This window comes from Rhodococcus sp. T7, from assembly GCF_009872365.1.
In the GTDB taxonomy this organism is placed as follows: Bacteria; Actinomycetota; Actinomycetes; order Mycobacteriales; family Mycobacteriaceae; genus Rhodococcus_F.
Genome location: NZ_WXYH01000344.1, coordinates 114576 through 126821, shown reverse-complemented (window position 1 = coordinate 126821; position 12246 = coordinate 114576). Strand labels below are relative to the sequence as shown.

Genomic DNA, 12246 nt, shown 5'->3' with positions numbered 1-12246 from the left:
AAGTCGAATTCAGGACGGGACGGGTGCGAGCTGACGGCGAATGCGCTCCACGAAGGTCTCGATCTTGGTGCGGAGCGTCTCGACGGGGTTGCCTTCGTGCTCGGTCTCGAGGAGCAGCAGCGGTATCCCGTGCGCGTCGAGCGCCTTGCGTAACTCCGGGTAGTAGAGCATGTGGGGTTCGCAGAACTTCGCCATCAGGACGACGACACCGTTCGCGCGGCTCTTCTCGAGTGAGTCGATCAAATAGGTGTCCCAGTCGACCCCGACGGTGACCCGTGTCGGGCAGGGGGCGTTGTCGTTACGGTCCAGGTACCACTCCGACAGCGCCTCCAGCGGATCGCCGTGCTCGGGGACGTCGGTCGAGATGTACCGGAAGCCGGTAAACAGGTCGTCGTCGACGACGATCACTCCGGACTCCTCGATCACATCGAGGACCTCGGGGCGCGGGGCGTGGCAGAAGTGACCGGAGAGATGCAACCGCACCAGGTCGTCGGGTACGTCGGCATTCGGGTCGAGCCGGACGAGAAGACCGTTCAGGGCGGCATTGTGTTCGTCGATGTCCATCACCATGCTCGACTTCACCAGTACCTGCATGTCGCTCGCGGTGATGCGCGCACGGCCGGTGCGCCGCAGGTCGTAAAGCTCCCGGAGTAGGCGTCGATTCGTGTTGAACAGCCGAATGCTCTCGGCGAGCGACTCGTCCGTGATCGTCGCCCCGACGACCCCCTCGATCTCGAGCTTGAGTTCGTGCACGCGGCCCGCGACCCGCGGCTTGGTCCACGGGTCGTCCATAGCGCTGGTGAACTGCGCGAAGTGCACCGGTTTCTCGGGCCGCGCCCAGCGGATCACGTCGACGGCGCCGAGGAGTTGCACGCAGTGATCGGCGGCGACGAAGCCGTCGAAGACGTCGAGTTCACCGACCGCGGCCTGATCGGCGACGCTACGCGTGTAGCCGCAGTAGAACTCGGCAAGCAGGTTACGACCCTCCGTGATCGGGGTGCGGCTTTCCTGGACGATCACCGGCAACGCACCGGCGGCGTGCACGATCTCGGAGGGAAAGTTCATCGGAAAAGAACCGATCACGCGGTTCCCGTTCTTCGTTTTCCATGCCTGCGCATATGCGACCGGGTCATCGGCCGCCGCTCGCAGCGACGACATGACGGTCGGATCCAGTTCGTTCACATCCAGCCCTTCGACTTGGTGGACGGATACACCCCGACGACTGACGAACTGCGTCGCGGCGACCTGACTTGAGATATTACGTTATTGGATAGATAGTTGCCATAGTTGTCAAACATTGGTTGTGGGGAGAACCCACGTCGTCCGTTGTTCGGAGGCTCCTGATGAAACAAGTGCTCGATGGATTGCGGGTCGTCGAACTCGCCGGGATCGGCCCGTCACCCCACGCCGCGATGCAGCTCGCGGACCTCGGCGCCGAGGTCGTGCGAATCGAGCGTCCAGGGGGCGTGACGCAGCTGTTGCCCGTGGACAAGGATGCGGGACTGCGTAATCGGCGCTCGGTGAGTGCCGACCTGAAGGACCCCGCCGACCTGGCGAGGATCCTGAAGCTCGTCGACAAAGCCGACGTCCTCATCGAGGGTTACCGGCCGGGTGCGGCGGAGCGACTGGGCATCGGTCCCGACGTGTGCCGTCAGCGGAACCCTCGGCTCGTGTACGCCAGGATCACCGGGTGGGGCCAGGACGGCCCGCTCGCGCCCTATGCCGGGCACGACATCAACTACCTTGCGCTCACCGGTGCGCTGAACGCCATCGGACGGGACGGCGAGAGGCCACTCGCACCGCTCAACCTGGTCGCCGACCTGGGGGGCGGTTCGATGCCGGCGGTCACCGGCATTCTCGGTGCCCTGTACGCGAGGGAGCGGACCGGTCGCGGAGACGTTGTCGATATCGCGATGGTCGACGGGGTGAGTGCGCTCATGACGATGTTCTGGACGCTCACCGAGAACGGGCTCTGGTCCGATCGGCGGGGGACCAACGTCATCGACGGCGGGGCGCCCTTCTACGACACGTACGAGTGCGCCGACGGTCGGTACATCGCGGTCGGCGCCGTGGAGCCCGTCTTCTATGCGCAGCTGCTGACGGGACTCGACCTCGACCCCGCGGGTCTGCCGGACCAATACGACGAGTCGGCATGGTCGACGCTCCGGAAGACCTTCGCCGACGTCTTCGTCACGCGGAGCCGGGAGGAGTGGGTGCAGGCCTTCGCCCATCTCGACGCGTGCGTGACGCCGGTGCTGGCCCTCGCCGAGGTGCCGGACCACCCGCACATCGCCGCGCGCAACACGGTCGTGAACGCGTTCGGACAGCGTCAGCCGGCAGCGGCGCCCCGCTTCGCCGAGACACCACCCGCAACCTATGCGCCGCCCCGCACACCCGGCGCCGACACCGAGGCCGTCTTCAAGGACTGGGGTGTCGATGACGATCGGTGACCGGGGTCTCCAGGGGTGTTGTGGCAACGGGTCGACCTGATGCGCGACGATGACACTCATGTCTGACTCGAAGCCGTCCGACTCGAAACCGGAGTCCACCCCCGACAAGGAAGTGGCGTCGACCGGAAGCGCGCGGTCGGTCCTCGTCACCGTGCTCGGCGAACTCGTCGAACCGTACGGACAGCCGGTGCGGACGGCCGCGCTACTGTATGTCCTCAAAGGACTCGGGTACGGGGAGCATGCCGCTCGGCAGGCGATCGCGCGCACAGGTTCCGCCGGTCTGATCGCCGCAGACCGGAACGGACGCGAAACGCAGTGGACGTTGACGGACAAGGCGCATCGGCTCTTCACCGAAGGTGAACTTCGTGTCTTCTCCACCGACGTCGACACCACGCAATGGGACGGCAGGTGGCTCGTCGTGAACGTGCCGATTCCGGAGTCGCATCGCTCGACCCGCAAGAAGCTCTATGCCGCGCTGCGGTGGGCAGGATTCGGGAACCCGACACCCGGCGTCTGGGTCACTCCCCACGTCGATCGTGCCGCGGAAGCGGAACGAACCATCGAGTCTCTCGGGTTGACCGCGAATACGGTCTCGTTCGTCGGGACGCTCGCCGTCCCCGGGATTCCCGAGAACGAACTCGTCCGCCGCTCATGGGATCTGGAGGCCGCCGAGAAGGAGTACGACGAACTGCTCGACCGCTTCGATGCCCGCACCTTCGAACCGGGCGACGAGTTGCTGTTCGCGCACCTCCAGCTCGCGGACGCGCTGCGGCGCATGCCGTACATGGATCCCCGGCTCCCCGAGGTGCTGCTGCCGGACTGGCGCGGGCTGAAAGCCGCCCGGCGGCTGCGGGACCTCCGCGCCGAGTGGACCCCCACCGCCCACGCGCACTGGCGTCGGATCGCCGGTCTCGACTGATCGGTCTGCCGGGGGTGATGCCGCAAGGGGCACGCGCGCACGTGAACCGACCGTCGCTTGTCGGTGCGAGGCCCGCGCAATCCACTCACCAGTGCGTTTTTGGCGGGAATTGCGCGGGCCCGTGAACGACGTCAGTTGGGATGCGAGTGATGCATCGGTGAGAGCGATGACGTGTCCGGTAGCGGGGCGGCACCTAAACTGTCGAGGAGTGAAGCCATGTACTCCACCTCCCGGGTTTCGTCCACCACCATGGTCGATGCCAATGCTCGGACCTCGCCCGTACCTGCAATTTGTGCGGCCGTGGTTGCCATCTCGATGCCACCACGGTGGTGGCGAAGCATCAACTGCAGGAACTGTACGTTCGCGTCCCGATCGACCGCAGTGCCGAGTGCGTCCAGCTCGCTTTGGCTGGCCATGCCGTGCATGTGTCCTGGATCGGCGACCTCCTCACCCATCCAGGACATGCTGGACTCGGTGGCCTGAACCGGTTCGTCCCATAGTTGCAGCCAACCTTGCATTTGACCGATCTGAATGAGTTGGTTCGTCTGGATGCTCATGGCCAGCGGACTCACCGGCGACTCGAGCTGTGGTGCCGCCAACTGCGCCATCAGGACCGCCTGGTGGTGATGGGTGGTCATCGTCTGGAGGAAGCCGACATCGGCGCTGTTGCGCGTGTCGCCGGTGTCGGTCCGGTTGATGACGGCCAGCCCCCATCCGCCGATGACTCCGAGGGTCGCGGCGACGAGGACCACCAGCGTCACACGGACAAGCTTGGACTGTGAGAACCGCGACGCTTTGCCACCGCGAGTAGTTGTCTGGAGCGTGTCGAAGTTCTTCAGTGCCGTGTCTGTCATTGGTCAGCCTCCGTGGTACGCACCGTTGTCGAACTGCAGGGCAAGTAATCCGTTGTCCTGGCATGTCACCCACAGCTGGTCCCCGACGAATCGTGGCGGTGAGGAGCAGTAGTCCGCGGTGAGATCGGCCGGTCCGAGTTGCAGCGGCGGGCTACCGACATTGAGGTTCTCGGCGTCGGACAACGCGGGCATCGACGGCACCACGAACCCGTTTGCGTGTTCGGAATTCTTCAGCAGATCGCGCTTGCCGACTTGAGCCGGCGGATTGAAGTAGGCAATCTCTTTGGTGTGGGAGATGTCGGAAATGTCGAAGACGCGAATCCCTGATTGGAAGAACCCGCAGGCCAAAGCGGTCGGGTCGACCACGCGGTCTACGGAACAGTAGTGGGTGTCGTAGCCGAACAGGCCGTTGCCTGCCGTGTCCGCTCGCCGGAGGTCGATGTTCTGCGGCTGGTTGATCTCGAGCTTAATTTGACCGGTCACGACCGGATTCTTCTCGTCGGAGATGTCGAGTATGCGGATCCCGCCGGAGCTGAATTCGTCCCACGTCAACAGATATGGGTGGTCGTCGACCGTGATCGGGATCGATGCCTGACTGATCAGACCGTCAGACCAGGACATGGAGGAGACTTGGCGCAGCTGGGGGTTGGGCCTTCGGTTTTGAATGTCGCTGACGTCGAAAGTGTTCAGTCCCGCGGGTAGCGCGTTCGAGACGTAGATTCGGTTGCCGTCCTCGCTGACCGACAACCCGTGGTTGAACAGTCCGGTGCTGCCGACGAACAAGGTGCGCGGGTGCGCGGGGTCGGACACGTCGATCGCGGTAATGACGCCGCCGGTCAACCCGGTGGCCCAGTAGGTGTTCCCGTCGGGCGACCAATTTCCCTCATGCCCGAGGGTGTTGACCGGGATCGTGAGATTGGTGCCGTTCACGCCGTTGAGCAGGCGTGGATGGGCGCAGTCGGTAGCGATGTCGTAGACGTCGAAGGATCCGACGCCGACCGCGATGCCGCCGGCCACCGCGCCTAGCAGGCCGCGGGTTTCGTTCACCTTCAGGGACTCCCAGGTTCCGCCGATCATGGCGGGGCTGGATAGGACAGCCGTCAGTACCGGATTGGATGGGTCGGAGACGTCGAGAACGCTGACCCCGGCACTCTTCGCGCCGAGGGTGCCAGGAAACGACGACGCCATGTAGGCGCAATGTTCATACGTCGGGTTCACCCACGACGCGCCTTCACCCTGGTATTGACCGACGAGCGACAGATTGCAGCTGTAACCGTCCTGGCTGCGACCGCTGACGCGATCGGCCTTCGGCACCTGACCCTGCACTCCGGTCTCCGGCGACGAGCCCTCACCGCACTCGGCTCGCGGGATCGCCGCCGTGGGCTCTACAGCGGAGGCCGGCGCGCTGATGACTTGCTGTTGTCCGAAAACGAACAGCGACAATGCACATGTCACTACGAGCGATCTTGCTCGCATATGGTGTCCTCTCCTTCTCGCCCCGGACACTCGGTCCCAGTGGGGCGGGTGGTTCCTCCGCCGCGTCTTTCGTTCGGGCGTGGAGTGAGCTCAACAGTTCTGCACTCGAACCTTTGGGGAAGGTCCCGCGAAGAATCGCGGCCTCGCCGAGTGCAGCGGAATCAGCCTGCCACCCGACAGGGTGGCGGGCATCACACCATTGGCCGAAAGTGATACACCTAACGAGGGATGACTCAGACCCGGTGCACGATCTGTTTATGTTGTTGCGCCACAACGCCTTACGGGCGCGACTGAGTTCCCGGCCGCCGGGTGTGCGGCCGGGGATGAAAGACGGTGGTGTGCATGAGTCACGCGCCGGAAGGACTCCGGCCCAACCGGCGGGCTATTGACACTCCGTCCTAGACGGAGGTGAGTACCCGGACCTTTTCGTCGAGCGACCGCCGGCCGATGTCGAAGGGCATTCCGATCAGGTCATGGGCGTGGGGTGCACCGGGGAGCAGGTGCAGTTCGCAGGAAACATTGGCCGCGAGGAGGCGGCGGGCGTAGTCGATGGTTTCGTCGCGGAAGATGTCGAGTTCACCGACCTCGAGGTAGGCCGGTGCGAGACCTGTGAAGTCGTCGAGGCGAGCTGGTGCGGCGATAGGGGAGACCGCATGAGAGCCGATGTCGTCGCCAAGGAGGGCGTGCCAGCCGGTGTAGTTGTTGTCGTAGGTCCAGGTCGCGGTGGGTACGAGTGCAGGATCGGGCGTGGTGTTGCGGTCGTCGAGCATGGGATAGATCAGAATCTGTCGGGCAAGATCGAAGCCATTGTCACGCGCGAGGATTGCCGCTCCGGCGCCGACACCACCACCGCCACTGTCGCCCATGAGTGCGATGCGGCCTGCATCGATACCCAACTCGTCGGCCTTGTCGAACAGCCACGAAATTGCGGCGAACGCGTCCTCGGCGGGGATTGTGCCGTGCACCTCCGGTGCGATGCGGTAGTCCATCGCGAGGAAGGGAACCCCGGTCAGGTGAACGTAGTACCGGATCAAGGGCTCGTACACGTCAACGGATCCGCAGATCATGCCGCCGCCATGCACGTACACGATCGCGGAGCCGGGTTTGTCGGTTCCGCGGGTGTACCAGCGCAGCGGAACGGTGGTGCCGTCCTCGCTGACCGTCTCGTAGCTGACCGTCTTCACCTGCGGTGTGGGGGGCAGGTTGGCAAGCAGGGTTGTCAGTGTTTGGTTGGTGATCTCGCGTAGCGCCAGGGGATCGTCGCGTTCGGGTAGCGCCACGTCCGCGGCGGCTTCGGCGCCGGCAACCAGTGCGGCGGCGATGTCCTTGTCGAGTTGCAATGGCATTCGAAGGTTCCTGTTCTCGGGGTTTCGGGTGCAGCAGAGTTTCGCGTTCGGCGCGAGGCGGTCAGCGGCGGTCTACATGAACGGCAGGAACCTGCCGGGTGCCCTCAGTCAGCCACGAAGGCAGAAGATCGGCGATCTGGTCGGCCAGTTGGTATGGGTCGACCGGCTCCGGGTCGTGGAGCCATTCCGACAGAACCCCCAGGATCCCGCTTACAAGAAAGGCCGCGGCGCGCCGAGGGTCGAGCCCCGCGGGCTTCTTCGCGCTGGCGGTGACCGCGTCCACCGTTTGCCGCACAAGGGCTTCGCGTAACTCTTCACGTGCTGATCCATCGTTCGACGTCGCGACCAAGGCCGTGAAGAGCGGCCGGTGTTCGGCGATGTGGGCGAAGAACGCACCGTAGCCGAGCTGAGAACTGCTCGCCCCCGACCCGACACGCTGTTGCGCCATATCAGGACCCTCGCCGAACTCTTCGAGGACCGAGCGTACGGCCGCGACCGCGAGTTCCTCGATCGAACCGAAGTGGGTGTAGAAGGCGCCACGGCTGACTCCGGCGGACTGGACCAACGTCGCTACCGTCGGCAGGCGCCCGGACCGTGCGATTTCGCGTTCCGCCTCGGCGAGGAGCAAGACGCGTGTGCGCCGCGAGCGTGGATCCTCAGGGTTTCCCGACCGCATGAACGCGGCGGGCGGTATGCCGGTCAAAGCCATAGGTCAGACCATAACGACTAATTGACACGTGTGCAATAGATCACGCCGACTAAAGTAAAGCCACGAAGGTTGCGCACGAGTCGCTATGGCGCGCGCCTACCGCCATGAGTGTGAACTGCCCGGCCCCACGGGTCGCGGTCGCGGAGTTCGAGCACTATCCGCTGGAGGTGGCGGCTGGCGCATTCGGTCGGGCGCCGCGATACCAATCTCGACCGAGCGGTCGAGGCGACGCCTTCGGAATTCATGCAGCAGAGTCCCCTGAGCGCAATCTTGGCTCCCCGGCGCGTGGTACCCGGCGCGTAGATGAGGCGGTGAGAACGCATGGTGACAAACCGGATTCGCCGACGATATCGGCGAGAAACCCGAAACCGCTCCGGGTGGGCGGCGGATCATCAAACGCTGTGTTCCGGCATGTCGAACGGGATCACCTCGGTGGGAGGTAGATGGACTCAGCCCGCCGCCGCCGAAGGCGCCCATCCTCGCGTCGGTATCGCGCGCCCACCGATGTGTATCGGCTATAGACTCCGCCGATTCGCGGCGATACGATTTCGTATCGAAACGCATTCGTAGCGGAAGTGTGGCATCGCAACGAGGAGGGTCTCCATGACCCGAGACAACGGAGCCGGCGGCGGGGATGAATTACGCCACCGGGGCGGTCGTAGCCGGGACAGCTCGCGCGACCTGGCCTTGCGAGAGGCAGCGCTAGACCTTCTCGCCGAGGTGGGTTACGACCGCCTGACCATGGACGCCGTGGCCGCACGTGCCCGTGCCGGCAAGACCACCATCTACCGGCGATGGCAGGACAAGGCAGAGCTGGTCGTCGATTCCCTGAACAGCCTGAAGGGTGCCCCCGACATCCCGGACACGGGATCGTTGCGACAGGATCTGCACGCTTTGGCGGAGGCGATCACCAGCGCGGAGGGCAAATTCGGTGCGCGCGTGACGGTCGGGATGGTCAACGCCCTCGCCCGGGACGCCGAGTTGCGGCAGGTGTTCCGGGAGAAGTTCATGGCGCCGCGCATGGCGGGCTTTCGGGAGGTCTTCGAGCGTGCCGTGGCCCGAGGGGAAATGTCCGACGGTCACGACCTGGACCTACTGGCCGGGCTGTTCCCCGCGCTCGCCCTCCAACAGCTCGTGATGTCCGGGGAACTCCCCGATACCGAGTTCGCCCGCCAGATCATGGACGAGGCCGTCTATCCCCTGGCCACAGCACCAGCCGCCCGCACAGCCACGGGCGTCACCGCTGGAGGGAAGACATATGGGTAACGGCACGGAAACCAGGCCGATGATCGAGGCCGAGGGTCTGGTCAAGCATTACGGGCAGACCCGAGCCCTGGCCGGTATCGACTTCGCGGTGCCCGCCGGGACGATTCTCGGTCTGCTCGGCCCGAATGGCGCCGGCAAGTCGACAGCGGTGCGGATCCTGACCACGCTAGCTCTCCCCGACGCAGGACGCGCCACCGTCGCGGGAATCGACGTGGTCAAGCATCCCGGCGAGGTGCGGCGCTATTTCGGTCTCGCCGCGCAGGACGCGACGCTCGACCCTCTGCTCACCGGGCGCCAGAACCTGATGATCGTGGGGGAGCTGTCCGGCATGAGACGGGCCGTGTCGCGAACCCGTGCTGCGGAACTGCTCACCCAATTCGACTTGCTCGACGCCGCCGACCGGGTGTCGAAGGGATATTCCGGTGGCATGCGCCGCCGACTCGATCTCGCGGCATCGCTGATGACGCGGCCGCCGGTCCTGTTCCTCGACGAGCCGACGACCGGGCTGGATCCAACCGGACGCCAGATGGTGTGGGACGCGATTCGGGAACTTCTCCGTGACGGGGTGACGATTCTGCTGACCACGCAGTACCTCGAAGAAGCAGACGCCCTGGCCAACCGCATCGTCGTCGTCGACCACGGCACGGTGATCGCCGAAGGGACACCGCACGAGCTCAAGGAAGCGAGCCGCAGCGCGCACGTCGAGGTGACACTGGCGGCACCACACGCCGACGCGGAAGGTGCCATTGCTCCGCTGGTGGTCGGACGTGTCCACGCGAGCGACGACGGGCGGCGTCTCAGCGCGGGCGTGGATGCGACATCCGGGTTGGCCACCGCCCTCGTGAGGCAACTCGACGCAGCGGGAGTTCTGGTGGACAACATCGAAGTCCGCCGACCCTCCCTCGACGACGTGTTCCTCGCCCTGACCGGCGGGCGGATCGCCGACGACGGCGCGGACCGTGACGACGATGGTTCCCGCCCGCGTGGCCGCGCCGACGACCACGAGGTCCGGGAGGTGCGGTCATGACGAGCACAGACATCACGGAATCCGGGGTCGGCTCCGAGCGGCTGCGCCGGTCCGGCGGCGTGCGCGGCCCGCTGTCCCAGACCTGGTCCATGACCCGGCGCAACTTGATCCACATCTCGCGTGCGCCAATGCAACTGTCGGACGTGACCATTCAGCCGTTGGTCTTCACGCTGCTGTTCGTCTACATCTTCGGCGGCGGCATCCCGATCCCCGGCGGCGGAAGTTACGTCGACTACGCCCTGGCCGGCGTCCTGGCTCTCAACCTTGTCAGTTCCACCATGGGCACCGCGGTCGGCCTGAGCACCGATCTGCACGAGGGCATGATGGAGCGCTTCCGCGCCCTGCCCATGTGGCGGTCCGCCATTTTGGTGGGGCGGTCGTTGGCGGACCTGCTCACAGCACTGCTCTGCGCGCTCATCGTCGCGCTGACCGGCCTCGCGGTGGGGTGGCGTCCGGAGGCGAACCTGGCATCGGTGCTCGGGGGCTTTGCGCTGATGCTGTTCTTCGCCTACGCCGTCTCGTGGGTGTCCGCCTGCATGGGCCTGAACGCGCAGAGCCCCGAAACGGCGGCCTCCTTCGGCCTCATCCTGCTCCTACCCCTCACATTCGTATCCAACGCCATAGTCCCCACCGAACACATGCCGGACTGGCTCCAGACGATCACAACCTGGAACCCGGTGAGCTCGGTCGTCGCCGGGACCCGCGTGCTCTGGGGAAACCCGAACCCGTCGGCGACAATTCAGGCATGGCCGATGCAGCACCCGATCGAAGCCGCGCTGATCTGGTCGGTTCTGATCCTCGCCGTGGCAGCACCGGCGGCAACCTACTTCGTCAAGCGGAGGACGACGGAATAGGGACGCGGCAGCGTGCTCCAGCCCAGGCCGACCTGATCGGGCACAGCGGAATTGGCCGGGACAGTGGACAGGCGTTACGCAGCCGGTTCCCAGGAATTCGTCAGGTAGCACGGTTAAAGATGTTTCGGTAATAGGGTGAGCGCTGATCATAGGGAAAGTCCTGTGTGGTCGAGGAAGCTGTGGCACAGGTCGTAGTTCGAGCCGATCCGGGTCAGGCCGGCCTCGGTCGCGATGCGGACCTGGTCGAGGATTTCGGGGCACAGGTTGGCGAGTTCGGTGGATTTCATGTTGCCCCAGACTTGTTCGATGGGGTTGAGCTCGGGAGCATAGGCAGGGAGACGTTCGACGTGGAGCCAGTCGCGTTGGGTGGCCAGCCACGCGGTCATCGCCTTGGATCGGTGGGCCATGAGCCCGTCCCAGATCAGGATGACCTTCTCGCCGGCGAAGTGGGTGCGTAGTTCGGTGAGGAATTCGATGAGCTTGTCGGTGTTGTAGCGCCGTCGGTCATGGAGAACACGAACGCGCTGCGGGTGCGGTCGTGTCGATAGGCCAGGACCCCGGTGGACATGCGTTTCCAGGAGAATCGGTGATGCAGAACCGGTGTCATACCTTTGGGCGCCCAGGTTGCACGGACCACCGGGAGTAGCGACACACCGCTTTCGTCCTGGAAGCAGATCCATGCACCTTGGCGACGCGCTATTTTTTTATCCGCGGCCACTCGTTCTCGCGCCAGGCGACGATGGCGTCCTCGTCGCGTTCGACTGCCCGCCGTGCGGGACGCTGGCGGCTCCACCCGAGCCTGGTCCGCAGGATCGTCCAGGTCTGGGTGGGTCCGTAGGTCACGCCGGTCAGCCGCTCGATGACGATCGCGACCCGGCCCAGGGTCCACACCCCGGTCGCGAAGCCATGCGCTTGCGGTCCTTTGAGCAGTTCCTCTCGGATCACGGCGATCTGGGCGTCATCGAGCCGGGGCCGGCGTCCCGCGCGACCGGCACCTTCCAACGACTCACTGCCTCCTGCGGTCCACTGTCGATGCCAGCGTGAGGCGGTCTGCTGGGAGACTTCCAACTCGACCGCGACATCGATCTGCCGCCGCCCTACGGCGGACATCTCCGCCGCCCGCATCCGCCGGTCACGCAACGCTCCGAGATCACGGCGAGTACCGCGCTGCTTGATTTTCCGGGCGTCGGGCTCCTCGCCGGAACCGGTCTTCTTCCCTGCCATTCGTCAATGATCCAGCAGCACAGTGGGAATCCCGTGCTATGACACACCCTATTACCGAAACATCTTTAATGCCGCAAATACCTACGCGCATTGCGGCGATATGGTTCTACGCTCCTACCTC

At 65.1% G+C, this 12246-nt stretch carries 12 protein-coding genes; 5 read left to right on the top strand and 7 right to left on the bottom strand.

What is annotated here, in order from left to right:
- Positions 1-9 precede the first annotated feature (9 nt).
- Positions 10-1182, bottom strand: a complete 1173-nt coding sequence (locus tag MLGJGCBP_RS33105) for a 2-hydroxyacyl-CoA dehydratase subunit D (RefSeq protein ID WP_160100945.1) — start codon at positions 1180-1182, stop codon at positions 10-12.
- A gap of 161 nt (positions 1183-1343) precedes the next feature.
- Here MLGJGCBP_RS33105 and MLGJGCBP_RS33100 point away from each other — a divergent pair, with 161 nt between their 5' ends.
- Together MLGJGCBP_RS33100 and MLGJGCBP_RS33095 are read left to right on the top strand one after the other, a co-directional pair.
- Positions 1344-2450 (top strand): CaiB/BaiF CoA transferase family protein, encoded by a 1107-nt coding sequence (locus MLGJGCBP_RS33100; protein WP_160100944.1) that lies wholly within the window; start codon positions 1344-1346, stop codon positions 2448-2450.
- A gap of 49 nt (positions 2451-2499) precedes the next feature.
- Entirely contained in the window at positions 2500-3369 is an 870-nt protein-coding gene (locus MLGJGCBP_RS33095) for a PaaX family transcriptional regulator (protein WP_087560304.1), read from the top strand.
- Between the two features lie 131 nt (positions 3370-3500).
- Here the strand turns inward: MLGJGCBP_RS33095 and MLGJGCBP_RS33090 are convergent, their stop codons facing one another.
- From MLGJGCBP_RS33090 to MLGJGCBP_RS33075, 4 genes are all read right to left on the bottom strand, one after another.
- The gene (locus tag MLGJGCBP_RS33090) at positions 3501-4130 is read right to left on the bottom strand and encodes a DUF305 domain-containing protein (protein ID WP_160100943.1); all 630 of its coding nucleotides are present in this window, start codon (positions 4128-4130) and stop codon (positions 3501-3503) included.
- A 96-nt stretch (positions 4131-4226) separates the two neighbouring features.
- Positions 4227-5678, bottom strand: coding sequence for an LVIVD repeat-containing protein (locus tag MLGJGCBP_RS33085; RefSeq protein WP_236581500.1), 1452 nt, complete (start codon positions 5676-5678; stop codon positions 4227-4229).
- 419 nt (positions 5679-6097) lie between these two features.
- On the bottom strand, positions 6098-7045 hold the full coding sequence (locus MLGJGCBP_RS33080; protein WP_160100941.1) for an alpha/beta hydrolase: 948 nt from the start codon (positions 7043-7045) through the stop codon (positions 6098-6100).
- 61 nt (positions 7046-7106) lie between these two features.
- Positions 7107-7673, bottom strand: coding sequence for a TetR/AcrR family transcriptional regulator (locus MLGJGCBP_RS33075; protein ID WP_160100940.1), 567 nt, complete (start codon positions 7671-7673; stop codon positions 7107-7109).
- A 684-nt stretch (positions 7674-8357) separates the two neighbouring features.
- On the opposite strand from MLGJGCBP_RS33075, the gene MLGJGCBP_RS33070 reads away from it, so the two are divergent.
- The 3 genes from MLGJGCBP_RS33070 to MLGJGCBP_RS33060 are packed head-to-tail and all read left to right on the top strand — an operon-like array spanning position 8358 to position 10901.
- Positions 8358-9020, top strand: a complete 663-nt coding sequence (locus tag MLGJGCBP_RS33070; RefSeq protein WP_160100939.1) for a TetR/AcrR family transcriptional regulator — start codon at positions 8358-8360, stop codon at positions 9018-9020.
- Positions 9013-10047 carry an ATP-binding cassette domain-containing protein gene (locus MLGJGCBP_RS33065; RefSeq protein ID WP_201453264.1) on the top strand — a complete coding sequence of 345 codons (1035 nt, stop codon included), beginning with the start codon at positions 9013-9015 and terminating at the stop codon, positions 10045-10047. The genes MLGJGCBP_RS33070 and MLGJGCBP_RS33065 overlap by 8 nt, the downstream gene beginning before the upstream one ends.
- A complete protein-coding gene (locus tag MLGJGCBP_RS33060; RefSeq protein ID WP_201453263.1) occupies positions 10044-10901 on the top strand; it encodes an ABC transporter permease in 858 nt (285 codons plus the stop codon). Before MLGJGCBP_RS33065 ends, MLGJGCBP_RS33060 begins: the two co-directional genes overlap by 4 nt.
- Before the next feature lie 146 nt (positions 10902-11047).
- Here the strand turns inward: MLGJGCBP_RS33060 and MLGJGCBP_RS33055 are convergent, their stop codons facing one another.
- Both MLGJGCBP_RS33055 and MLGJGCBP_RS33050 read right to left on the bottom strand, forming a co-directional pair.
- Positions 11048-11581, bottom strand: coding sequence for a transposase (locus MLGJGCBP_RS33055; protein ID WP_201453262.1), 534 nt, complete (start codon positions 11579-11581; stop codon positions 11048-11050).
- A gap of 16 nt (positions 11582-11597) precedes the next feature.
- Positions 11598-12125: a winged helix-turn-helix domain-containing protein gene (locus tag MLGJGCBP_RS33050; RefSeq protein WP_201453261.1), complete on the bottom strand. Its 528-nt coding sequence runs from the start codon at positions 12123-12125 to the stop codon at positions 11598-11600.
- Positions 12126-12246 lie beyond the last annotated feature (121 nt).

Bases quoted from the DNA above. Each gene is read 5' to 3' on its own strand.
- MLGJGCBP_RS33050 (WP_201453261.1), bottom strand. From the start codon at position 12,125: ATGGCAGGGAAGAAGACCGGTTCCGGCGAGGAGCCCGACGCCCGGAAA.
- MLGJGCBP_RS33070 (WP_160100939.1), top strand. From the start codon at position 8,358: ATGACCCGAGACAACGGAGCCGGCGGCGGGGATGAATTACGCCACCGG.
- MLGJGCBP_RS33100 (WP_160100944.1), top strand. From the start codon at position 1,344: ATGAAACAAGTGCTCGATGGATTGCGGGTCGTCGAACTCGCCGGGATC.
- MLGJGCBP_RS33080 (WP_160100941.1), bottom strand. From the start codon at position 7,045: ATGCCATTGCAACTCGACAAGGACATCGCCGCCGCACTGGTTGCCGGC.
- MLGJGCBP_RS33095 (WP_087560304.1), top strand. From the start codon at position 2,500: ATGACACTCATGTCTGACTCGAAGCCGTCCGACTCGAAACCGGAGTCC.
- MLGJGCBP_RS33065 (WP_201453264.1), top strand. From the start codon at position 9,013: ATGGGTAACGGCACGGAAACCAGGCCGATGATCGAGGCCGAGGGTCTG.
- MLGJGCBP_RS33060 (WP_201453263.1), top strand. From the start codon at position 10,044: ATGACGAGCACAGACATCACGGAATCCGGGGTCGGCTCCGAGCGGCTG.
- MLGJGCBP_RS33055 (WP_201453262.1), bottom strand. From the start codon at position 11,581: ATGGATCTGCTTCCAGGACGAAAGCGGTGTGTCGCTACTCCCGGTGGT.